The sequence below is a fragment of the Nitrosopumilus oxyclinae genome, assembly GCF_013407165.1.
GTDB classification, from domain to species: Archaea; Thermoproteota; Nitrososphaeria; order Nitrososphaerales; family Nitrosopumilaceae; genus Nitrosopumilus; species Nitrosopumilus oxyclinae.
This window is the reverse complement of record NZ_CP026994.1, coordinates 526,855-550,111: the sequence shown is the minus strand read 5'-3', so window position 1 is coordinate 550,111 and position 23,257 is coordinate 526,855. Positions and strand designations below refer to the sequence as shown.

The window sequence follows — 23,257 nt, the reverse complement described above, 5'->3', positions numbered from 1 at the left end:
AAATTATTTTTTATACAAAAAACAATCAGAAGTATGATCATTTACCATTCCTATTGCCTGCATCAAGGCATAGCAAATTGTAGGACCTACAAAATTAAACCCGCGTTTTTTAAGATCTTTACTCAATTTTTCTGAAATATCGCTAGTTGCAGGCAAATCAGAGTGTTTTTTGAACTTGTTTTTGATAGGTTTATGATTTACAAATCCCCACAGGTATTTGTCAAAAGTTCCAAATTCATCCTGAATTTTTAAGAATAATTTTGCATTATTTATTGCAGAATTGATTTTTAGTTTATTTCGAATTATTGATTCGTCTTGCAGTAGTTTTTCTACTTTTTTTTGAGTGTATTTTGAGACCTTTTTTGCATCAAAGTTAGAAAATGCCTTCCTATAGCCCTCTCTCCTGTTTAGAATAGTAGTCCAGGATAGACCAGCTTGTGCCCCCTCCAAAATTAGAAATTCAAATAATATTTTATCATCATGTTGAGGTGTCCCCCATTCATCATCATGGTAGGTGGTGTTAGGTTCATCTTTTGCCCACTCACATCTTTTTTTCATAGTTTAGTTTATCATATGATTCAAAATAACAGTTACCAAAGAGATACCATGAAATTAAATCCACAACTATTACAAATCAATAGAAGTTTTCTCATTTGTTTTGTAATTTCTGCATCATTATCAGCAGTTGCTGCACAGTTACTAGGAGATCAAGAAAACTATCTCAATACAACATTTACAATAATTATCGGATACATCATTTACTTTGGAATATTTTCGGTCTTATTTTATTGGGATAACAAAGACAGATACAAATCGATGAAGTCAAATTTAATCAAAAAAGAACTACTAACTTTGATTTCATCATTTGGAGTGGGTGAAATCATTTATCTGGGAATAAGATGGCCTACACTGTACTATTTTCTTGAAATTGGAATAGAGCCATACTTGGCATCATTAATTTCAGAAGTTATTGCAACAGGGTGCTACATGGCATCAGTGACAATTTTTCTCAGAAAGACTAAAACTTTCTAGTTATTTTGCCAACTGTGTTACTAGATCAGTAGAGGTAATTATTCCAACTACCTTACCGTTTTCAGTAACTGCTAATTTTCTAATTTTTTTACTAGTCATTCTCTCAGCAGCAGCTGAAATTGGTTCATTGTGATTTATCGTAATTAATGGAGAAGACATTATTTTTTCCACAGGAGTGTCAAATGGAAGATTCTTTGCTGCAATTTTTGTTGCAAAATCTCTATCGGTAACAATTCCCACAGGATTAGAATTATCCTGAACCAATATTGCTCCAATTCCTCCCTGCTCCATCATTTTTGCTACCTGGAATGCAGTAGTAGAAGGGTTTACAGTAATCAAGGCTCTAGTCATAACATCTTGAATCAAGATAGAAGAATTGAAATTTTCATGGCTCATCCCTTGGTTGAGGAATTATAATATTTAAGATCTTCATATTCGAGTATCATTTAGATTTACTTTTTGATTAATTCTCTTCTTTTAGGCACCTGATTTACCAATACTCCAGTATATACTACAGGTAACCCACTCAAAGTATGTTTAAAAAAATAATGGAAAAACTAAGATGTGGTTCTTGTAAAACCACAGAGGATGTAAATGCATTCAAAGAATCCGAAAAGAAAACTGAAGAAAAATCAAAATGAAATATAATTGTAAAGAATGTGATTTTAAATGGGAAGGAACCGTAGATACTTTTGAAAAAGTATGTCAACATGAAAAAAAACATTTAGAAAAAAATGAATCAGAAAGTAACGGAGGAGGCTATTAAGATGTCAATTCGCTGTAAAGTTTGTAACGCATCAAAAGTTACAAATGATCAAAAAGAATTTAGTGACAAGTGGGAATGTGAAACATGTGGCAATATACTTGATACACAAGGTAATGTAATTAATCAAAAATAATTCAATACTAATTTTTGATGTAGAGCGTAATCATTAGTGCACACTAATTTTACGCTCCTTTAATACAAGCGAAAACAGACGATAATCAATGAAAATAACCTCTTGTAGAAAATGCGGTTTCAATGTTGATGTACATCAAAATTGTCCTGAATGTAAAAAACCAATTGAGTTTATTTGCCACAATTGCAATCTTCACACAGATAAAGAAATTCACACAAATTGCATCATTGAGAAAATACCTGTCGTGGTTTAAGGAAAATTATTGACCACAGTTCAAGTAGTTAAAAAAACAAAAATATTTTGCGATTATTGTCATGCCTCAAAATTTGTAACTGACCAAGTTATTGGAGAAACTATCTGCTCTAGTTGTGGATTTGTTATTTCAGAAAATGCCGAAGATAGAGGAGCAGAGCGCAGACTAATTTCAGATACTGCAGATACTGCCAGAACAGGTCCCGGACTATCACTGAAAATGCACGACAAGGGCCTCAATACAAGAATTGGAGCACAAAACAAGGATGCAGTTGGAAAGCCACTCTCGGGTAAAACCACTCAGATGTTTGACAGATTACGAAAATGGGATAGCAGATCACAGACAAAAAACTCAGCAGAAAGGAATCTCAGATTTGCACTAATAGAATTTGATAAAGTACAGTCAAAATTAGGCCTCTCAGATACAGTAGTTGAGCGCGCATCACTATTTTACAGAAAGGCAATTGAGAGAAACATTATTCGTGGTAGAACTGTAAAATCCATTGCAGCAGCATGTTTGTATGCCTCATGTCGAGATTTAGAGCACCACAGGTCTCTAACTGAGATTGCAGATCAATTTGTAATTAAAAGAAAAGAGATAGCACGTGCATACAGAATATTGTTTAGAGAATTAGAATTTACTGTGTCTGTAGTTGATCCAATAAAATCAATTAGTAAAATTGCAAGTAAGATAGGAACATCTGAAAAAACAATTCGTAAAGCAACACAAATTTTAACTGCAGCCCAAGATGCAGGAATCATAGCTGGTAAAAATCCAGAAATCGTGGCAGCCACTGCAGTTTATGCAGCATGTGTGATTACAGGAGAATCAAAATCTCAAACAGAAATTGCAGCAGCTGCAAATACCAGCACAGTTTCAATAAGAAATAGAATTCAAGAATTTAAAACAAAATTGGATTTGTTTGGCACATTAAGTTAATTCGGAGTTGGAAATGGATAATACATCTAAAGATAGTGAATTCAAAATACAACTATCAACAGAGGACATCAACAAAATAGATGAAGAACTCAAAGGGGCAGATAACATCTCAAAGCCTCTTGAAATATCAAATGAGAAAAATAAAACAATCAAGATAGATGAGAGTCAAAGTACAGTCAAGGGACTGCGGTTACTTAATGTATGCAGTAATTGTGAAAACAAGTTCATTCCTAAAAATAGCATGATGAATGAGAAACTATGCAAATCATGTTTAGAAAAATAATAATTTTAAAAAATCTAAATTAAAATTATTTCAAATTTAATTCTAGAAAAGAGAGAGTTTTATCCCAAGCAGATTTTGACTCTTCAGGAGCATATCGCTCTCCAGAAGGATTTGCAAAGGCATGATCAACTCCTTCATAGATGTAAATTTGATTATCTACGCCTGCATCATTCAATGCAGATTCAAATTCATTAACTGTGTCAACTGGAATTCCCCTATCTAGTTCTGCAAAGATTCCAAGAACAGGCCAATCAATAGAAGACAGATTATCAGAGTCAGTCACAAGTGAACCATAGTAAATTACAGTAGCATCCATCTCACCATTACCTAGTGCAAGGTTTAGGGATTGACCACCACCAAAGCACCAACCAATTGAACCAACAGTGTTTGCAGAATAATCATCACTCAATAATGAAACTGCAGAATTCATGTTTTGTAGTCCGTATTCAGAATCAAATGATGAAATTAATTGCCTGGCTTGATCAGAAGTAGTTGCAACTTTACCATCATAAAGATCAACTGCCAATACTACATATCCATGAGATGCAAGTTTGTCTGCCATCTCTTTGATGTTGTCATTTAATCCCCACCATTCATGAATCATAATAATTCCAGGATAATCTCCATCATCTACAGGTTTTGACAAGTAGCCAGAAGTATTACCAGAGTAGACAACCATTTCTGAAGTTGTCAAATGAGTTCCCAGTGTAAAAATTTCAGAGGTATTGTTGTCATCAACATAATCAGGTAAAACATGAATTGCCCAACCTCTTGTAATTAATTTCTCAACACTTGTCGGATTAACACATGCAGGTAATCCATTTGATTGTTTTAGAACAAGTGATTTTCCTTCAGTGCATGTAACGTTTGAAGGATCAACGCCTTGAGTGATTTGAACTAAAGGTGGAGGGAAATATGCAACAGAGGACATAGTGGATGGTTCAGAAGTTACATCTATTTCGGAACATAATTTGTCCCCACAAACTTTGTCTGACATTACTTCCCATGCAGATTTTCCTTCAGATTGAATAGCATCAACTGAAGGAATGCTATAGATAACTAAAGAGAAACCGATTAAAAAAACAATCATAAAATTATACAAAAAAGAATTCATTTACACTCAAAATAGTTCATTAAAATTTAAACGATTTCATACAGAGAGTGCTAATCCGCAATTTACAACATTTCTTCAGGCTAAAATAGACTCAATAGTAGATGATTAAATTTTAGAGAGGATTTTTTTCTTTTTTTCATCAAATTCTTTTTTTGTGATAATTCCCGCTTTTTGTAAATCACCAAGTTTTTTCAGCAAGTCCAGTTCTCTATGCTTGGGAGTTTGTAGATTCTCTTTTACTTTAATTCCAGATTTGATGCCAGATTTTGTTTTCTTTTTTAATTTAGAACCCAAAATACTTCCTTTGGAAGCCAGTCTTTCACTAATTTTATATCCCTTTTTCTTTGCTTGTTTGATTATCTCTTCAGATTTCTCTCGTGTAACATCATCAACTAGTTTGTGTTTTTTTGCCATGGAACCCAGTTCTTTGGTTTTCTTTTTGGCAAGACGAGTTTGCAATACCAGATCTTTAATAATTTCATTTTTTGTTTTTCGTTTGAATCGTCTTGTATATTCTTCAATGAGCAATACTGGAAATGGACTATACTCCACATCAAGATAGTATTTGATTATAGTGTCATCAGGTAATTTTTCCAAATAATCTTTAATTGATTTTTCGGACTTTAATTCCATGATTATCATTCACTCTTTACTCATAAAAAGATTCAACTTTAGGAATGGATTAGTTTTGATTTTCATAATATAGTTTGATCACTTGATCAACTATGGTATTGGTGTCACATTCTTTTTCAGTACTTACAAGAAGCAGGTTATCATCCCCAAGATAAAATGAAAAACGCTTAACCGTATCATATTCGGCTAGAGTGTATTTTGTCTTCCCTAACATTTTGGCCATATCTTTTCTTGATTTCCAATCAAATGTTGCAAGATTAACAAGTTCTTTTGATGCGCGCTCAGAAAGTAAACTTTCTACTCCTTCTCTCATTCCACCCCCTAATTTGACAGACCATTCATCAAATACTGTGGCAAATCGAACCTTAGGATCTATATCCAAAATTTGAGAGCAGAATTTTTCATAATCCAATAATATTGTTTATCCTACTAAATTATTAGCGTTTAGAGATAATTGGCAATTTTTACTAGAAGGGATGTTAGAATTAGACTACCAACACGCCACTTGATATCAAAAATTGAATCCCCAAAATAAAATCAGAGTCAGATACCAATCCTTGTGACCACCAGCCTGCGTTATTTTTAATCCACTGCGGAATCTCAGAGGATTGAGATTCAGCAGTTTGCGTAGTGTCTGGGATTTCTATGATTCCTTCTTTAATTAGAAATTGAATTCCTCCAATAAAGGAATCCTCATCTATAGTACCTTCAGACCACCAACCTGCGTTATTTTTAATCCAGGATGGAATTTCGCCAGATTTTTTCTCTTGTATAATAGAGTTAGAAATATCAAAATCTAACTGGGATACAAGAAATTCTTCAAAGTTTTTAGAGTTTTGACCAGTTAAAATTAATTTTAATTTGTATTTCCCATCACTTGGAATGAAAATTGATTCTTGAGCAATACCGTTATTGGCCAAAATACCAAGATATGATTCACCTGTTCCAAGATTTGACCATATTTCTTTTCCAGATGAATCAGATATACTGTATGCAAACAAAATATCATTTACAGGATTATTCCCCGAATCAAGAAAAGAGAACGTAAAGGGAATATTTTTTCCTGTAGCAGATTTTGAATCCCATGATACTTTGGATACAATATTGTTATCAAATTTTAAATCCAGAACATTAAATTCAATTAAATCTCCAGATGAAATTTCAATATTTAATGAATCATCATTTTTTTCTAGATACATATCATGTGGAATTTTAATTTTAATTATATTTTCATGGATAGAGGAATCATCAAATTTAACATATTGAGAATCTAATTGATTTCTATCTACAAATACATTAACATCATATCCTTGTTTGAATGATGAGAAATCTTTTTCTAAAATAATTAATTGTTCAACATAGGAGTTAGGCTGATACGAATATTCTTGGGTAAGAATTGTATCATAAGAAATTGAATCTAACAAACTATCATGTTTGAAATTAGAGGTTTCACTGTTGTAAGATTTGATTGAAACTGGATATTCTTGTGCAGTTGCAGATTTTATCAGAAAAGTTTCTTTTTGAGGAACATGTACAAAAGTTTCAAAAAGGAAATCTTTTGTAGTCATTGTTTTAGGATTTGTTGCACCTACAATTGACACATTTACAGCATATTCTCCGCTCTTATCAAAAACAGGTCCTTGAATAACTGGGATTGAATCTCCACGTGCAAAGTAGCCACCTGCGATAGGATGTTTTTCACCGTAATATTTTGTACATTTCCAAAGTTCTTGATTCATGCATTCAGATTTTGGTTTAATTTCTAAATCTAATTTTCCATCTTCATCAAAGAAATATTCATTTGCAACAAGGCTATCCCCATGAAAAATTTGAATACGATATGTTACACTTTTGACATTGGTGTTAGTATCAGTATCAAACAATCTAATTGAGAGAATAGGGTTTTTTGAATCACCAAGTGTAAAATTTTCAGGAGTGAGTGCAGTGATTAAAGCCAATCTCATACCATCAAAATCAACTGGCGGGGCAAGAGATCCTGAATGGTGTTGGGCATATGCTGGAGAAAATGAAATGGCAAGTAATAGTGCAAATGCAACTAGAAGGAATTTCTGAATCACATTAAGAGTAATTCAAAGGTCTTAAAATACAATATGGAATCAATTATGGATCTGACAGTACTAGATAAGACTAGTCTTCTTCATCGTCTTCATCGTCTTCATCGTCTTCATCGTCATCTTCTTCATCATCGTCCATCTCATGTTTCATTGCCTTTTGGGCATGTTTCCATGCTTTTTCATAATGATGAATACCTTTATCGAATTTATCATCAGCTACTTCATCGTCACCTTTTGCCATCTCCTCTACTGCTTTGCTAATTTCCTTATCAGATTTTTTGTCACCTGCAAATACTTGTGCATCATCTAGAGCAGTTTGTGCAAAGTTTCTATCAATTTCTACTATACTATCAATAACGCCTTGAATCATTGCAATAAATGAACCAGATTCTGGATTTTTCTTTTCATTAGTAATCTTCATCAAATCTTTTACTGCTTTTTCTTCTGAGTGAATTGCCTTGTGACCATGTTTGTCACTTAGTGTATTTTCATCTTCCCAGTTTTTAGATTTGAGGCTTTTCTCAATATCCTTAATTGCTTTTTCTAAATTCTTTTCAGTCTTTTTATTTTCTGCATCATCTATCTTATCATTTAGTTGAGTAATGAAATCTGATTTTTGATCCTGTACTGAAACTTCAGATACTATATCATCTGCAGGATTAAGCGGGTCTGTACCATCGATGTTAACTTCTGTGCCATCATCTACCCCACCGCCGTCAGTGTCAGATAGTAATGGATTAGTAAAATGAGTGTTAATTTCACCGCCATCAGTTAATCCGTCACCGTCAGTGTCAGTTAGTAATGGGTCTGTTCCATGAGTGTTAATTTCTGCACCATCAGTTAATCCATCACCGTCAGTGTCGGCATTATTAGGATCAGTTCCTAATGCTATCTCTTCTGCATCAGATAGGCCATCTCCGTCAGAATCAACAAATGAAACTGATACAGTCACAGTTGCAGTGTCTTCTAGTCCAGCATCATCTAAAATGGTATATGTAAAAATTTCATCTCCAAAGAATCCAGGTGCTGGAGAATATTCTAAGGAGGTTACCAAATTATTTACAATTCCACCACTATCAGCAGGACCAACTCCAGAAATTACTAGTGCGGGTTTGTTTTCATCATTATCATTAAGCAAGACATCAAGTGGATTGTTTGTAGTATCTTGGTCTAGTGTAAAGAAGTCATCAGATGCAACGGGTGGAAGATTTGTAAGTGTAACTGTAACTAAAAAGAACTCATTTGCAATGTTAGTAGAACTATCTGATGCAGTACAATCAACTTGTGTAACTCCTACTGGGAATACATCATCAGATGGAGGGTTACAAGTTGGTGTAACTGAGCCATCAAATACATCAGAAGCAGTTGCAGTGTAAGATACTAGAATTCCTGCAGGATCAACTGTTTCAACATCAATATTTGCTGGAGTGGATATGAAGGGCTCGATAGTATCTTCAACTATAACATTGAAACTGGTGTTTGCAGTGTTTCCTTCTGAATCACTAGCAGTACACGTTACTAGATTGAATGTTTGAGTTGGAGGAGTGTATTGGAAAAGGGTAACATCAGATGTTGCATCACATGTTGTAACAACTGGTCCTTCTTCAGGATCTTCAGCAGTTGGAATTGCAAATGTTGCAGTAGTACCAGATGGTCCTGCTACTTCAACTGTTACATCTAAAATCAATGATGTGAATACAGGAGGAGTTACATCAATTACAGTACAATCTGCAGGTGATGATGAACCTTCAGGAGATTCACTTCCTACAGGACACATCGTAGGAATTGCAGAACCGGCTGGACAATAATTATCTGCAGGACAAATTAATGTGTCAGTTGCACCTGTAGTTGGAACAAAGGAACCTGGAGGTGCTAGTTCACATTGTAATTGTCCTGGTAATGGTTGGAATTCTCCAACTGGACATTGAATAGGTAGAGTTTGACCCTCTATTGGAACAAATGAACCTGGAGGTGCTTCAAGACATAGTTGTTGACCTGGTTGGTCTTGGAAGAATCCTGCTGGACAGAGTTGTGAATCAATTGCACCTGTAGTTGGAACAAAGGAACCTGGAGGTGCTTCAAGACATAGTTGTTGACCTGGTTGGTCTTGGAAGAATCCTGCTGGACAGAGTTGTGAATCAATTGCACCTGTAGTTGGAACAAATGAACCTGGAGGTGCTAGTTCACATTGTAATTGTCCTGGTAATGGTTGGAATTCTCCAACTGGACATTGAATAGGTAGAGTTTGACCCTCTATTGGAACAAATGAACCTGGAGGTGCTTCAAGACATAGTTGTTGACCTGGTTGGTCTTGGAAGAATCCTGCTGGACAGAGTTGTGAATCAATTGCACCTGTAGTTGGAACAAAGGAACCTGGAGGTGCTTCAAGACATAGTTGTTGACCTGGTTGGTCTTGGAAGAATCCTGCTGGACAGAGTTGTGAATCAATTGCACCTGTAGTTGGAACAAATGAACCTGGAGGTGCTAGTTCACATTGTAATTGTCCTGGTAATGGTTGGAATTCTCCAACTGGACATTGAATAGGTAGAGTTTGACCCTCTATTGGAACAAATGAACCTGGAGGTGCTTCAAGACATAGTTGTTGACCTGGTTGGTCTTGGAAGAATCCTGCTGGACAGAGTTGTGAATCAATTGCACCTGTAGTTGGAACAAAGGAACCTGGAGGTGCTTCAAGACATAGTTGTTGACCTGGTTGGTCTTGGAAGAATCCTGCTGGACAGAGTTGTGAATCAATTGCACCTGTAGTTGGAACAAATGAACCTGGAGGTGCTAGTTCACATTGTAATTGTCCTGGTAATGGTTGGAATTCTCCAACTGGACATTGAATAGGTAGAGTTTGACCCTCTATTGGAACAAATGAACCTGGAGGTGCTTCAAGACATAGTTGTTGACCTAGTTGGTCTTGGAAGAATCCTGCTGGACAGAGTTGTGAATCAATTGCACCTGTAGTTGGAACAAATGAACCTGGAGGTGCTAGTTCACATTGTAATTGTCCTGGTAATGGTTGGAAGGTTCCAAGAGCACATAGTGTTGCACTAGTAGCACCGGCTGTTGGAACAAAACTACCTGGAGGTGCAGGAGTACAAAAATTATCACCAGGTGCTGCAAAAGAACCTGCAGGACACACATCCTCATTAGTTATTGTACCCAATCCTTGATTATCTGCAAATGCTACATTTTGTTCAGGAATTTGTAAATTAAGTAAATCAACAAAGAATGTTTCATCAGTTTCAAGATCGATATCACCATTTACAGTTACAGGAATAGTAGTTGATGTTTCTCCAGCATTAATTGTGGCAATTCCAGAACTTGCAACATAGTCATCATCAGCAGTTGTTGCAGAGTCATCTGCAGTTCCAAAGGAAATATCTACAGGGATTTGTGGTGTATCATCCAGACTTATTGTAAAGGTAAAGATACTAGTTCCAGCATCACCTTCGAATTGAGTTACATCGTCAATGGATGCATCACATGTATTGTTTTGAACAGTTCCAGTTCCTATAATATCTGCAATAGAATTAAGAACTATGGCACCACAGTGATTAATGAATAATCCAGATGAACTGAATACACCACCATTGCTATTATCAACTAGATTGAAATTGTTATAGACTTCACCAGGAATAGCTATGAATGTAACAGTACTAGATGCATCAGAAATAGTAGTTATTCCTCTATTATCAAATTCATTACCAGGAGAGACGTTAATTGTAAGGTCACCGCCAGCTTGGACAATAATGTCACCGTCATTTGTAACTCCTAGGTCTCCAGCATTGTTGCCAAGATGTCCTGCACCCTCAATAGTAATGGTGTGACCTGCAGGATGTGTAAACGGAATTGTGTTGGTTCCGCTCTGTTGGATAAAGGATGTCTTTCCAGCTCCAATGAAGATTTGACTAGGGCCAGTTGATGAAGTGGTGGTAAGTGTTGCATCATCTTCGAAAAATAATGTAGTAGAAGAACCAGTGTTTACAATACCGTCATTGTGGAAGTTTCCCTCCATGGTAACTGCAACACTGTTGTTGATGTCTAGAGAATTGTTTTGATCATTTGAGACATTTACAAATGTCATAGATTGAATTACAGTAATTTGTCCGCCAGTTGCAGTAAAGAGATTATCATTTTCTAATATTCCATTTTGTAATCGGATATCTGCATTGTCAATGGCCTCAAATGTTCCATTTTGTAAGAAACGTTCTGAAGGAATAGCAAGCCAATGTATGTCACTGCCTACTCCAGTTGATCTAACTACTGCATTGTTGATGAAATCATTACCAGGAGAGACGTTAATTGTAAGGTCACCGCCAGCTTGGACAATAATGTCACCGTCATTTGTAACTCCTAGGTCTCCAGCATTGTTGCCAAGATGTCCTGCACCCTCAATAGTAATGGTGTGACCTGCAGGATGTGTAAACGGAATTGTGTTGGTTCCGCTCTGTTGGATAAAGGATGTCTTTCCAGCTCCAATGAAGATTTGACTAGGGCCAGTTGATGAAGTGGTGGTAAGTGTTGCATCATCTTCGAAAAATAATGTAGTAGAAGAACCAGTGTTTACAATACCGTCATTGTGGAAGTTTCCCTCCATGGTAACTGCAACACTGTTGTTGATGTCTAGAGAATTGTTTTGATCATTTGAGACATTTACAAATGTCATAGATTGAATTACAGTAATTTGTCCGCCAGTTGCAGTAAAGAGATTATCATTTTCTAATATTCCATTTTGTAATCGGATATCTGCATTGTCAATGGCCTCAAATGTTCCATTTTGTAAGAAACGTTCTGAAGGAATAGCAAGCCAATGTATGTCACTGCCTACTCCAGTTGATCTAACTACTGCATTGTTGATGAAATCATTACCAGGAGAGACGTTAATTGTAAGGTCACCGCCAGCTTGGACAATAATGTCACCGTCATTTGTAACTCCTAGGTCTCCAGCATTGTTGCCAAGATGTCCTGCACCCTCAATAGTAATGGTGTGACCTGCAGGATGTGTAAACGGAATTGTGTTGGTTCCGCTCTGTTGGATAAAGGATGTCTTTCCAGCTCCAATGAAGATTTGACTAGGGCCAGTTGATGAAGTGGTGGTAAGTGTTGCATCATCTTCGAAAAATAATGTAGTAGAAGAACCAGTGTTTACAATACCGTCATTGTGGAAGTTTCCCTCCATGGTAACTGCAACACTGTTGTTGATGTCTAGAGAATTGTTTTGATCATTTGAGACATTTACAAATGTCATAGATTGAATTACAGTAATTTGTCCGCCAGTTGCAGTAAAGAGATTATCATTTTCTAATATTCCATTTTGTAATCGGATATCTGCATTGTCAATGGCCTCAAATGTTCCATTTTGTAAGAAACGTTCTGAAGGAATAGCAAGCCAATGTATGTCACTGCCTACTCCAGTTGATCTAACTACTGCATTGTTGATGAAATCATTACCAGGAGAGACGTTAATTGTAAGGTCACCGCCAGCTTGGACAATAATGTCACCGTCATTTGTAACTCCTAGGTCTCCAGCATTGTTGCCAAGATGTCCTGCACCCTCAATAGTAATGGTGTGACCTGCAGGATGTGTAAACGGAATTGTGTTGGTTCCGCTCTGTTGGATAAAGGATGTCTTTCCAGCTCCAATGAAGATTTGACTAGGGCCAGTTGATGAAGTGGTGGTAAGTGTTGCATCATCTTCGAAAAATAATGTAGTAGAAGAACCAGTGTTTACAATACCGTCATTGTGGAAGTTTCCCTCCATGGTAACTGCAACACTGTTGTTGATGTCTAGAGAATTGTTTTGATCATTTGAGACATTTACAAATGTCATAGATTGAATTACAGTAATTTGTCCGCCAGTTGCAGTAAAGAGATTATCATTTTCTAATATTCCATTTTGTAATCGGATATCTGCATTGTCAATGGCCTCAAATGTTCCATTTTGTAAGAAACGTTCTGAAGGAATAGCAAGCCAATGTATGTCACTGCCTACTCCAGTTGATCTAACTACTGCATTGTTGATGAAATCATTACCAGGAGAGACGTTAATTGTAAGGTCACCGCCAGCTTGGACAATAATGTCACCGTCATTTGTAACTCCTAGGTCTCCAGCATTGTTGCCAAGATGTCCTGCACCCTCAATAGTAATGGTGTGACCTGCAGGATGTGTAAACGGAATTGTGTTGGTTCCGCTCTGTTGGATAAAGGATGTCTTTCCAGCTCCAATGAAGATTTGACTAGGGCCAGTTGATGAAGTGGTGGTAAGTGTTGCATCATCTTCGAAAAATAATGTAGTAGAAGAACCAGTGTTTACAATACCGTCATTGTGGAAGTTTCCCTCCATGGTAACTGCAACACTGTTGTTGATGTCTAGAGAATTGTTTTGATCATTTGAGACATTTACAAATGTCATAGATTGAATTACAGTAATTTGTCCGCCAGTTGCAGTAAAGAGATTATCATTTTCTAATATTCCATTTTGTAATCGGATATCTGCATTGTCAATGGCCTCAAATGTTCCATTTTGTAAGAAACGTTCTGAAGGAATAGCAAGCCAATGTATGTCACTGCCTACTCCAGTTGATCTAACTACTGCATTGTTGATGAAATCATTACCAGGAGAGACGTTAATTGTAAGGTCACCGCCAGCTTGGACAATAATGTCACCGTCATTTGTAACTCCTAGGTCTCCAGCATTGTTGCCAAGATGTCCTGCACCCTCAATAGTAATGGTGTGACCTGCAGGATGTGTAAACGGAATTGTGTTGGTTCCGCTCTGTTGGATAAAGGATGTCTTTCCAGCTCCAATGAAGATTTGACTAGGGCCAGTTGATGAAGTGGTGGTAAGTGTTGCATCATCTTCGAAAAATAATGTAGTAGAAGAACCAGTGTTTACAATACCGTCATTGTGGAAGTTTCCCTCCATGGTAACTGCAACACTGTTGTTGATGTCTAGAGAATTGTTTTGATCATTTGAGACATTTACAAATGTCATAGATTGAATTACAGTAATTTGTCCGCCAGTTGCAGTAAAGAGATTATCATTTTCTAATATTCCATTTTGTAATCGGATATCTGCATTGTCAATGGCCTCAAATGTTCCATTTTGTAAGAAACGTTCTGAAGGAATAGCAAGCCAATGTATGTCACTGCCTACTCCAGTTGATCTAACTACTGCATTGTTGATGAAATCATTACCAGGAGAGACGTTAATTGTAAGGTCACCGCCAGCTTGGACAATAATGTCACCGTCATTTGTAACTCCTAGGTCTCCAGCATTGTTGCCAAGATGTCCTGCACCCTCAATAGTAATGGTGTGACCTGCAGGATGTGTAAACGGAATTGTGTTGGTTCCGCTCTGTTGGATAAAGGATGTCTTTCCAGCTCCAATGAAGATTTGACTAGGGCCAGTTGATGAAGTGGTGGTAAGTGTTGCATCATCTTCGAAAAATAATGTAGTAGAAGAACCAGTGTTTACAATACCGTCGTTATGTAGATTTGATGTAATCGTTATTGCAACAGAGTTATTGATATCGATAGTTCCAGAGTTTTGAATTTCATTAATTGTTATGGATGAAGTAACTGTGACAGTAGAACCACTTGGAATAACAACAGTATCTCCAGATACCGGAACTATCCCACCAACCCAAGTTGAACCAACATTCCAGTCTCCACCTGCAGGTGCTGCAGTTATTGTAGCTGCATATGCATCCTGATTAAATGAAAATCCAATTAAAAATACTGTAAAAATTAATCCTAATAGCAGATTTCTACTAAAACTCAATAAAAAATGCAAATCTGCACTATTTATAAAACCGATCATGTGTCAGCGATCAAATATTACAGATTCATTTTACAAGGACAGAATAAAAAATAGTTAAATCAGAATTATCAAGATTGCTCTGTACACCAGCATACAGCAGACATATCAAGTTCGTAAGGTTTTGTGTCTACAACTTTTGCATATCCCTCATCAAAATCAGGCGTGCCCTTGATGTAATTTCGGAATTGTTCTTTTTTTATTGCCAATTCTAAATCGATAATTGTTCTCTCTTCATTAATCATCTTTTTTGATATTTGTTCTTGTGTTCGTGTTTTTGAGATACCAATCATCATGTATTATTTAACACAAAATTCAACTTAAGATCATGCCTGTCATGAGATATTACGGACCCGATCGGATTCGAACCGACGACCTATTGCTCCGCAAGCAATCGCACTATCCAAGCTATGCAACGAGTCCAAAAATATTTTAAAATTTACGCTTAATTTGGATTGCTATTAGTTAGATTCTGCAAAAATGTATTGAACATCGTCCGATTCATGAATAGTCCAAGCTGCAGGTAATGGAATAGTTTGTATAGATTTTAGATTATTTTTTTCAATTAATGTCCCCCATCCAGCCTCATTTTTAGGATCTTGGGGATACTTTTGAGATAGAGTTCCAGCAAATACCCATCCGGAATTCTGTTTCAAATTAGATATTGAATTGATTTTATCCAACACCCCAGATGCAAGAAACACTCCACCCATTTGTGCCAGCCCTCCAATGAAAAATACAGGTCGTGTCAAATTCAGAGAAAGATAATCAAAAGAGATAGCATCTGCACAGTAAGGATGAAAGTTTAGTTTTGATGTTAAAAGATTTTGTAAATCAACTAACATATCATCAATTTCAATACTGTACGATTCCAAATCAAGAATTTTGGCACAATATGCAATTCGTCCATCGCCTGAACCAATATCAATCACTTCAGAGTATCCTAATTCCTTTGCAAACAACACACCAATGTATCCAGACATTATCCAAGTAGGAGAAAACGGAGCTTTGCTTGATCCATGTTGAATACTGTTCAGCCAATATTTGTTAATGTCACCTTCATAAACAATACAATCTATAGAACCAATTTTTTTCTCAAAAGAATTATAGTAAATTGGATTCTTTGTTGCAAACTCATGTAACAAATCTAAATGAGATTGTTCAATTGGAAATAATTCAGAAGTACATTTTGGAATTAATTCCTGAACTTGGCTATTCCCATCATATATTTTCACAAATTCTTGTTTTAATTCAACTAGGTTTTTTGCAATATCATCAATCATGAGAGATTCCTTTCTCATATTGCTCAACAAATTCTTTGGTACTCATTGTTTGACGTAATTCCTCAAACAGTTTAGCATCAGACTCTATCTGCTCTTTTGACTTTTCTCCAGAAGTTCCAGATTGTAATTTCTGGGTCATCTCCTGAATTGTTGTAGATATTTTTGCCATAATATTTGGATGAACTATAGAATCAAATTTTTCAGAAATGAATTTTTCAGTTTCTTTGATTTTTAACAAGACATTAGGCTCAGAATCTGCCTGTTGTTTGAGCATTGTGGCCATAGATGAGACATTCATGACCTGATAGTAGGTCTCGACAATTTCATGAATATTCATATCGGTTTTAGAATTTGCAGTATCAATTAGACTAGAAAGTTTTTGAGATTCTGAATCAAACATTTCAGAAACAGCATCAGAGGATGTCATATGTAAAATTTAAAGTTCAAATTTTTAAAAACGTTAGGATTATGCTTCTTTTTCTGCTGGTTTGGTGTAAACATAATTCATAATCAAACCTGCAATGATTCCACCTAATATTGGGGCTGCCCAGTATAACCAATGGAATTCCCAGAATCCTGAAATTAAAGCAGGACCAAATGTTCTTGCAGGATTTACTGATGCACCTGTTAATGGTACTGCAACTAGGTGAATTAGGAAAACCATTCCACCAATTGCAAGTCCTTGAATTCCAGGAGTTGCTTTTTTGTGAACTGCAACCATAAAGATTACAGTAACTAGGAAGAATGTCAAGATTGCCTCAATTGCAAATCCAGAACCAATACTGTTGTTGATTAAATCACTTGGACCACCTTGAGTTCCAAAGTTAACTTTGGCGCCAAGTTCAGGCAATATTGCTGCAAGTGTTGCAGCTGCTGCTACTGCACCGATTAATTGTGAAATAATGTATCCGACTCCATCTACGATTCCAATCTTTTTTGTAATCATCATAGGAATTGTAACTGCTGGATTAATGTGAGCACCAGAAACATGTCCGAATGCATAAACCATCAAAGCAATGGCACCACCGTGTCCAAGAGAAATGAACAATACTGATTGTGTTGTTAGATCCTCACCAAATGCAGAAACTGCTAGAATTACTGAAAGAGGACCAAAGAATACTAAACCAAAAGTTGCAATTGCTTCTGCAAGATATGCTCTTGGATTAACCATCAAGCTAAAACCTCGCATTTATCCATATAAAAGATTCGACATTGATTTTGGATCCATTGATCTCAAAAAGTAATTAATTACAGGCCAATCCATTTGAGAACATATGGTTTCTGAAGGCGATTCTGTTCCAAAATTTGCAGTAAATGATGCAAACGGTAACAAGGTAAAGTCAAGTGATTTTAAGGGAAAAAAGCACGTCATCTACTTTTACCCAAAGGACTTCACTCCAGGATGCACTACAGAGGCTGATGAATTTTCTAAAGATTATAAAAAATTCCAAAAGGAAGGAATCGAAATTATTGGAGTCAGTCCGGACGATGTAGATTCTCATAAAAAATTCTGTGACAAGATGAAAATCCAATATCCATTATTGGCAGATGTTGAGAAAGAAGTCTCAAATGCATTTGGTGTTTGGGGAAAGAAAAAATTCATGGGTCGAGAATACATGGGAGTAATGAGAAGTACATTTCTTGTAAATGAAAAGGGGAAAATTTTCAAAATATATCCCAAGGTAAAACCTGCAGGACATTCTAAAGAAGTTCTAGAGGATTTTCTAAGTTTAAAATAAAAATAAGTAAAGAAAAGATTGTTAATAGATTAGAAACCTTTTGGTAAAGTTCCTTTAGATGCTTTTGGTGCTTCAGGTTCTGTTTTTGGTTCAAACCCTTTTGGTAAAGTACCTCTACTAGCTGTAGAACGTGCTTTAGATTCTGCTTCTAGTAATTCATCAAAGGCTTTTTCATCATCTATTCTTTGTTGTTCTATTCTTTGCAAGTAATCTGCTTCATATTCTGCAAGTTTCTCCCCTCTAGATTTTCCATCATCAACTTTAGTGGTTTGTTGTGGTGGTGCTTGCTGTGTTTCTCCCATACCTTTTGGTAGTGTGCCTTTTGCAGGCTTTGGTGGTTCTGGCGGTGGTGCTTGTTGTGTTTGTGTTTGTGCACTAAGACCGTCAACAGTCATTGGGACTCCACTAAAACTTCCAAATCGCTTATCAGCAGGATGGAATGCCATTCTTGTTCTTGTAGCAAAGTATTGGTTTGATGGTGCAGTGTAACCTGTTACTACTGCTTTTTGATCATTCCAATTTTTAGTTGGGACTTTACCTACAGGAGCTGTTAGTCTGACAAAGTATCTGTTAGGTGCTGGAGAATAACCTGTGACTTTTGCCCTATAATCGTGGAATGATGTCATAGGAGCTGTCATGTATGCATTCTCTAATGCATCTTGTACAGTTGCTGGAGGTTGTGATGTAGTTTCAGCTGGTTTTGGTGTTTCTGCAGGTTTCTCTTCTGTTCCTTTAGGTAGAACACCTTTTGGTTTGGTCTCAGCTGGTTTAACCTCAGCAGGTTTTGTTTCTGCTGGTTTTACTTCAGCTGGCTTAACCTCAGTAGGTTTTGTTTCTGCAGGTTTTACTTCAGCTGGTTTTGGAGCAGGCTTATCTTCTAGTTGTGTAGCTAATTTTGTTAATTTTGCCTCTAGTTCAGCAATTTTGGATTCTAGATCCTTTTTTGTACTTGCTTTGCTTTTTGCTGCCATTCCTTACAGTAAATATCGCATTGTTTATTTACATTTTGTTCATCGAAAACTTTTGTTCAAATTAATTAGTAAAATCAAACAATATTTTGAAATAATTACATTAGTTTTTTTATCAATCAGGTTCCCAGAATTGCATCACATACATGCAATTGTTACAGCGCCACAATCTAACATGAATTCCATTTTTTGGATCAGCAGCATAAGTTCCATCATCCATCTTCATAACCGTTGGAAGATAGCTCAGTTCAGAATTTTCAAGCCATTCATTTTGTTGACAGTTAGGACATGAGATTTTTGGAGCCATGTATAGTGTATGAACAGAGAAGAATATTACTATTAAAAATAGAAAATAAAAGTTATTTTTGAATTAGAAACCTTTTGGTAGTGTGCCTTTTGCAGGCTTTGGTGGTTCTGGCGGTGGTGCTTGTTGTGTTTGTGTTTGTGCACTAAGACCGTCAACAGTCATTGGGACTCCACTAAAACTTCCAAATCGCTTATCAGCAGGATGGAATGCCATTCTTGTTCTTGTAGCAAAGTATTGGTTTGATGGTGCAGTGTAACCTGTTACTACTGCTTTTTGATCATTCCAATTTTTAGTTGGGACTTTACCTACAGGAGCTGTTAGTCTGACAAAGTATCTGTTAGGTGCTGGAGAATAACCTGTGACTTTGGCTCTATAATCATGGAATGATGTCATAGGAGCTGTCATGTATGCATTCTCTAATGCATCTTGTACAGTTGCTGGAGGTTGTGATGTAGTTTCAGCTGGTTTTGGGGCATCCTGTGGTTTAGGAGCTTCTGCTGGTGCATCTCCAAATCCTTTTGGTAGTGTACCTTTAGGTTTTGTAGTTGCTGCAGGTCTTTCAGCTGGTTTCACTTCAGCTGGTTTTGAATCCGTTCCTTTAGGTAGAACACCTTTTGGTTTGGTTTCAGCTGGTTTAACCTCAGCAGGTTTTGTTTCTGCTGGTTTTACTTCAGCAGGTTTTGTTTCTGCTGGTTTCACTTCAGCAGGTTTTGAATCTAGCTGAGTAGAAAGTTTGTTTAGCTTTGCTTCTAATTCGGCAATCTTGTTTTCAAGATCTTGTTTTGTTTGCTTTTTAGCAGCTGCCATAATTTTGATGGCCAATTCGGGGTTTATGTACATTTGGGTTGATTCCGCCAACTAATTTTGATCAAGTTTTATATGCTAAAATGCACAATTGATCTTATGGATGACTTTGAAAAAGAATATCCAGATTTTGATTGGAAGAACACTCCAGCCTACAAACATCCTGGAGGTAAGGATTGCCCATGTCCTAAACATGAATACATTCGAGAGCAGATCAATTTTACAAAACAAGTAAACGAGAAAGGCAAAGAGCCATCAAAAGTCACTCTAAAGTTTTGTCCAGATCATTACAGAGTGTACATGGATGAAGTAATTCCTGCAATGCCATTAAAATATAAAATTCTAACAAAAATTGCACTAAAACTAGGAGCAATTCAAGTTGAACAATTAAAGTACATGGAATCAGAATTGTGCTTTTACTGTAAATTCGGTTCTGGCGGACATGATAGAAAAACAGAACTCCCACCAATGTAAAACCAGTTAAGCTTATACTTGATCTGACTAGAGAGTCAATGTGGGAATAGAAGGAATTAGAGATTTCATTTCAGAGCTTGAAAAACACGGAGAATTAAAGAGAGTCAAAACAGAAGTTGATTCAGATTTAGAGATTGCAGAAATCATGAGACGTGAAATGTACTCTAATGGTCCGGCAATACTTTTTGAAAATGTAAAAGGATTCGACATGCCAGTTTTAGGAAATGCGTTTGGTTCAATGAAAAGATTAGAAATTGGATTAGAGATGACAGACTTTACTGAAATTGGTCAACGTATTGTAGATATGACAAAGATGGACATCCCATCAGGGTTACTAAATAAAATTAAAAAACTTCCAGAACTATCCAAAATGACTGCATCATTTCCAAAAGCAGAATCAAGTGGACCAGTAACTGAGATTACATCAAGTGATGCATCGTTTGATGATTTACCAATTTTAAAATCATGGCCTGATGATGCAGGCCGATTCATAACACTAGGACTAGTTGCAACTAAACATCCAGAAACAGGAGTAAGAAATTTAGGAGTTTACAGAATGCAAATTGTTGATAAAACTCATGCACTAATGCACTGGCAAAAACACAAGAGAGGTGCACATCACAGTGAACTATCAAAAGAAAAAGGAGAAAAAATCCCTACTGCAATTATTATTGGCGGAGAGCCGGCTACAGTATTTTCATCAATTGCTCCAGTTCCAGAAGGACTGGACAAGTATCTCTTTGCAGGAATTACAAGAAAAGAAGGAATCAAAACTGTAAAATGTAAAACAATTGATTTGGATGTTCCAGCAAATGCAGAGATTGTTTTAGAAGGATATGTAGATCCTGCAGACATTAGAGATGAAGGACCGTTTGGAGATCACACAGGATACTATACACCAGTTGAGCCATACCCAACATTTACACTAACAGGAATTATGCGAAGAAAAGATCCAATCTACGTTACAACAGTTGTTGGAAAACCAATTCTAGAGGATGCATATATCGGCAAAGTAATTGAGCGTTCATTTTTGCCACTGATTCAAATGTTCCATCCAGAAGTGATAGACTTTAGCATGCCACCTGCTGGATGGTTCCAAGGATTTGCAATTATATCAATAAAGAAAAGATATCCAGGACAGGCAAAAAAAGTCATGATGGGTCTTTGGGGAATGGGACAGCTATCACTGACAAAAATGTTCGTAGTCGTAGATGAGGACATCAATGTTCATGATATCAATGATGTAATTTGGGCAATCACTACAAGGGCAGATGCTGCAAGAGATACTGTAATTATCAACAACACACCAACTGACACACTAGATCCTGCATCACCTCTAGTGAACTTGGGATCTAAAATGGGAATTGATGCAACTCAAAAAACTAGAGAAGAAGGATATGAAAGAGAAATTCAACAACAAGTCAAAGTCGATGAGAAGACAAAAGATCTAGTAAATTCTAAATGGTCCAGTTACGGATTATGATACTGAAATAGGATTATAGAAATTATCTCGCTCTTCTACCTGATAGCCAATTTGATGAATTGCATCGACAATTATTTTCTCAGTAAGTTCTGTTGAACGTGCTCCAGTACAAGAAACAACTTCTTCTCCAATGAGTGTGCCACCAAAGTCATCAGCACCATATTGTAGTGCTAGTTGAGCCATACCAACCCCATTTGTTAACCATGAGGATTGAATGTGGGGGATTAGTCCATCAAGAACTAGTCTAGATATTGCTATCATCTTCAATAGCTGAGTTCCGCCAGTTCCGTAATCCACAATACCTTCTTCTTGCATCAAGGTATTGTTTGGCTCAAAGTTCCACGGAATAAATGCCATGAAGCCTTTGGTCTTTTCTTGTAATTTTACAATTTTAGAAAAATGCTCAACAATATCATTATTGTTCTCAACACTGCCATACATCATTGTTGCAGAACCTGGAATACCCAAGGTGTGTGCCTCATCCATAATTCTAATCCAATCAGCACTAGAGATTTTTTTAGGACTAATAATTTCTTTAACTGAATCAGTTAAGATTTCAGCACCAGCTCCGGGAATTGATTGCAATCCTGCATCTTTTAATCTAGATAAGATTTCTTTTGTAGATGATTTTTCAACTCTAGAAATCATATCAATTTCAGATGTAGATAATCCATGAACCCCAACAGTTGGGAATTTTTCTCTAATCATCCTAAATGCATCTTCATAATATTCAATTTTCAAATTAGGGTTATGACCGCCCTGAATCAAAACTTGTCGAATCTTAAACATGTCATAAGAGGTTTTTACTCTAGCTTCAATTTCATCAAGAGTTAATGTGTAAGAATCCTCAGCTCCAGGAGATCTGTAAAATGCACAAAACTTACAATCTGTGATACAGACATTGGTATAATTCAAAATAATATTATTTACAAAAGAGGCTTTCTTGCCAAACTGTTTTCGTGTTAAATGACCTGCAGTAAGACCCATCAAATGAATATCATCAGACTCTAATAATCTCAAAATATCTTCAGGACCAGGTCTCTGGCCATTAAGAGAATTTTCTAAAATATCTTTGATATCACTTTTTTGTATCTGCTCAGTAGTTTGACTCAAGTAACCATAATCCCTTAGAATTTCTATTTA

The 23,257-nt window shown here is 36.3% G+C and carries 23 protein-coding genes and 1 tRNA gene; 8 read left to right on the top strand and 16 right to left on the bottom strand.

Annotation, left to right across the window (positions count from 1 at the left end; genetic code table 11):
- Positions 1-3: 3 nt before the first annotated feature.
- Positions 4-558, bottom strand: a complete 555-nt coding sequence (locus C5F49_RS03240; protein ID WP_179363308.1) for a DNA-3-methyladenine glycosylase I — start codon at positions 556-558, stop codon at positions 4-6.
- Between the two features lie 48 nt (positions 559-606).
- On the opposite strand from C5F49_RS03240, the gene C5F49_RS03235 reads away from it, so the two are divergent.
- On the top strand, positions 607-1,032 hold the full coding sequence (locus C5F49_RS03235; protein ID WP_179363307.1) for a hypothetical protein: 426 nt from the start codon (positions 607-609) through the stop codon (positions 1,030-1,032).
- Here the strand turns inward: C5F49_RS03235 and C5F49_RS03230 are convergent, their stop codons facing one another.
- Complete coding sequence (locus tag C5F49_RS03230) at positions 1,033-1,428, bottom strand: CBS domain-containing protein (RefSeq protein ID WP_179363306.1); 396 nt, start codon at positions 1,426-1,428, stop codon at positions 1,033-1,035.
- Between the two features lie 241 nt (positions 1,429-1,669).
- Between C5F49_RS03230 and C5F49_RS09675 the strand changes: the two genes are divergently transcribed.
- The 4 genes from C5F49_RS09675 (at position 1,670) to C5F49_RS03220 (ending at position 3,406) form a co-directional block, all read left to right on the top strand.
- Positions 1,670-1,798: a hypothetical protein gene (locus tag C5F49_RS09675; RefSeq protein WP_281361123.1), complete on the top strand. Its 129-nt coding sequence runs from the start codon at positions 1,670-1,672 to the stop codon at positions 1,796-1,798.
- A gap of 1 nt (position 1,799) precedes the next feature.
- Positions 1,800-1,931, top strand: coding sequence for a hypothetical protein (locus C5F49_RS09670; protein ID WP_281361121.1), 132 nt, complete (start codon positions 1,800-1,802; stop codon positions 1,929-1,931).
- 262 nt (positions 1,932-2,193) lie between these two features.
- Positions 2,194-3,123, top strand: coding sequence for a transcription initiation factor IIB (locus tag C5F49_RS03225; RefSeq protein WP_179363305.1), 930 nt, complete (start codon positions 2,194-2,196; stop codon positions 3,121-3,123).
- Between the two features lie 13 nt (positions 3,124-3,136).
- Positions 3,137-3,406: a hypothetical protein gene (locus tag C5F49_RS03220; protein ID WP_179363304.1), complete on the top strand. Its 270-nt coding sequence runs from the start codon at positions 3,137-3,139 to the stop codon at positions 3,404-3,406.
- A 25-nt stretch (positions 3,407-3,431) separates the two neighbouring features.
- Here the strand turns inward: C5F49_RS03220 and C5F49_RS03215 are convergent, their stop codons facing one another.
- The 10 genes from C5F49_RS03215 to C5F49_RS03170 all read right to left on the bottom strand — a co-directional run bounded on the left by C5F49_RS03215 (position 3,432) and on the right by C5F49_RS03170 (position 17,510).
- Complete coding sequence (locus C5F49_RS03215) at positions 3,432-4,520, bottom strand: dienelactone hydrolase family protein (protein ID WP_179363303.1); 1,089 nt, start codon at positions 4,518-4,520, stop codon at positions 3,432-3,434.
- A gap of 105 nt (positions 4,521-4,625) precedes the next feature.
- Positions 4,626-5,153 (bottom strand): hypothetical protein, encoded by a 528-nt coding sequence (locus C5F49_RS03210; protein ID WP_179363302.1) that lies wholly within the window; start codon positions 5,151-5,153, stop codon positions 4,626-4,628.
- A 49-nt stretch (positions 5,154-5,202) separates the two neighbouring features.
- Complete coding sequence (locus C5F49_RS03205) at positions 5,203-5,565, bottom strand: DUF6659 family protein (protein ID WP_179363301.1); 363 nt, start codon at positions 5,563-5,565, stop codon at positions 5,203-5,205.
- 73 nt (positions 5,566-5,638) lie between these two features.
- On the bottom strand, positions 5,639-7,231 hold the full coding sequence (locus C5F49_RS03200) for a peptidase (protein ID WP_179363300.1): 1,593 nt from the start codon (positions 7,229-7,231) through the stop codon (positions 5,639-5,641).
- Between the two features lie 70 nt (positions 7,232-7,301).
- Entirely contained in the window at positions 7,302-15,020 is a 7,719-nt protein-coding gene (locus C5F49_RS03195; protein ID WP_179363299.1) for an Ig-like domain-containing protein, read from the bottom strand.
- A gap of 107 nt (positions 15,021-15,127) precedes the next feature.
- Positions 15,128-15,352 carry a hypothetical protein gene (locus tag C5F49_RS03190; RefSeq protein ID WP_179363298.1) on the bottom strand — a complete coding sequence of 75 codons (225 nt, stop codon included), beginning with the start codon at positions 15,350-15,352 and terminating at the stop codon, positions 15,128-15,130.
- 52 nt (positions 15,353-15,404) lie between these two features.
- Positions 15,405-15,479 (bottom strand) — tRNA-Arg (locus C5F49_RS03185).
- A gap of 38 nt (positions 15,480-15,517) precedes the next feature.
- On the bottom strand, positions 15,518-16,339 hold the full coding sequence (locus C5F49_RS03180; RefSeq protein ID WP_179363297.1) for a hypothetical protein: 822 nt from the start codon (positions 16,337-16,339) through the stop codon (positions 15,518-15,520).
- Entirely contained in the window at positions 16,332-16,766 is a 435-nt protein-coding gene (locus tag C5F49_RS03175) for a hypothetical protein (RefSeq protein WP_179363296.1), read from the bottom strand. The genes C5F49_RS03180 and C5F49_RS03175 overlap by 8 nt, the downstream gene beginning before the upstream one ends.
- Before the next feature lie 39 nt (positions 16,767-16,805).
- Positions 16,806-17,510 (bottom strand): MIP/aquaporin family protein, encoded by a 705-nt coding sequence (locus C5F49_RS03170; RefSeq protein ID WP_179363295.1) that lies wholly within the window; start codon positions 17,508-17,510, stop codon positions 16,806-16,808.
- A 103-nt stretch (positions 17,511-17,613) separates the two neighbouring features.
- On the opposite strand from C5F49_RS03170, the gene bcp reads away from it, so the two are divergent.
- Complete coding sequence (gene bcp / locus C5F49_RS03165) at positions 17,614-18,078, top strand: thioredoxin-dependent thiol peroxidase (protein WP_179363294.1); 465 nt, start codon at positions 17,614-17,616, stop codon at positions 18,076-18,078.
- A gap of 29 nt (positions 18,079-18,107) precedes the next feature.
- On the opposite strand, the gene C5F49_RS03160 is transcribed toward bcp, so the two are convergent.
- The 3 genes from C5F49_RS03160 to C5F49_RS09575 all read right to left on the bottom strand — a co-directional run bounded on the left by C5F49_RS03160 (position 18,108) and on the right by C5F49_RS09575 (position 20,193).
- Positions 18,108-19,049, bottom strand: coding sequence for a trans-sialidase (locus C5F49_RS03160; RefSeq protein ID WP_179363293.1), 942 nt, complete (start codon positions 19,047-19,049; stop codon positions 18,108-18,110).
- Between the two features lie 112 nt (positions 19,050-19,161).
- A complete protein-coding gene (locus tag C5F49_RS03155; protein WP_179363292.1) occupies positions 19,162-19,353 on the bottom strand; it encodes a hypothetical protein in 192 nt (63 codons plus the stop codon).
- A gap of 63 nt (positions 19,354-19,416) precedes the next feature.
- Positions 19,417-20,193: a trans-sialidase gene (locus C5F49_RS09575; protein WP_246275373.1), complete on the bottom strand. Its 777-nt coding sequence runs from the start codon at positions 20,191-20,193 to the stop codon at positions 19,417-19,419.
- Between the two features lie 63 nt (positions 20,194-20,256).
- Here C5F49_RS09575 and C5F49_RS03140 point away from each other — a divergent pair, with 63 nt between their 5' ends.
- Positions 20,257-20,631, top strand: a complete 375-nt coding sequence (locus C5F49_RS03140; RefSeq protein ID WP_179363289.1) for a hypothetical protein — start codon at positions 20,257-20,259, stop codon at positions 20,629-20,631.
- 40 nt (positions 20,632-20,671) lie between these two features.
- A complete protein-coding gene (locus C5F49_RS03135; RefSeq protein WP_179363288.1) occupies positions 20,672-22,114 on the top strand; it encodes a menaquinone biosynthesis decarboxylase in 1,443 nt (480 codons plus the stop codon).
- Here the strand turns inward: C5F49_RS03135 and mqnC are convergent.
- On the bottom strand, positions 22,109-23,227 hold the full coding sequence (gene mqnC, locus C5F49_RS03130) for a cyclic dehypoxanthinyl futalosine synthase (RefSeq protein WP_179363287.1): 1,119 nt from the start codon (positions 23,225-23,227) through the stop codon (positions 22,109-22,111). The genes C5F49_RS03135 and mqnC overlap by 6 nt on opposite strands.
- Positions 23,228-23,257 lie beyond the last annotated feature (30 nt).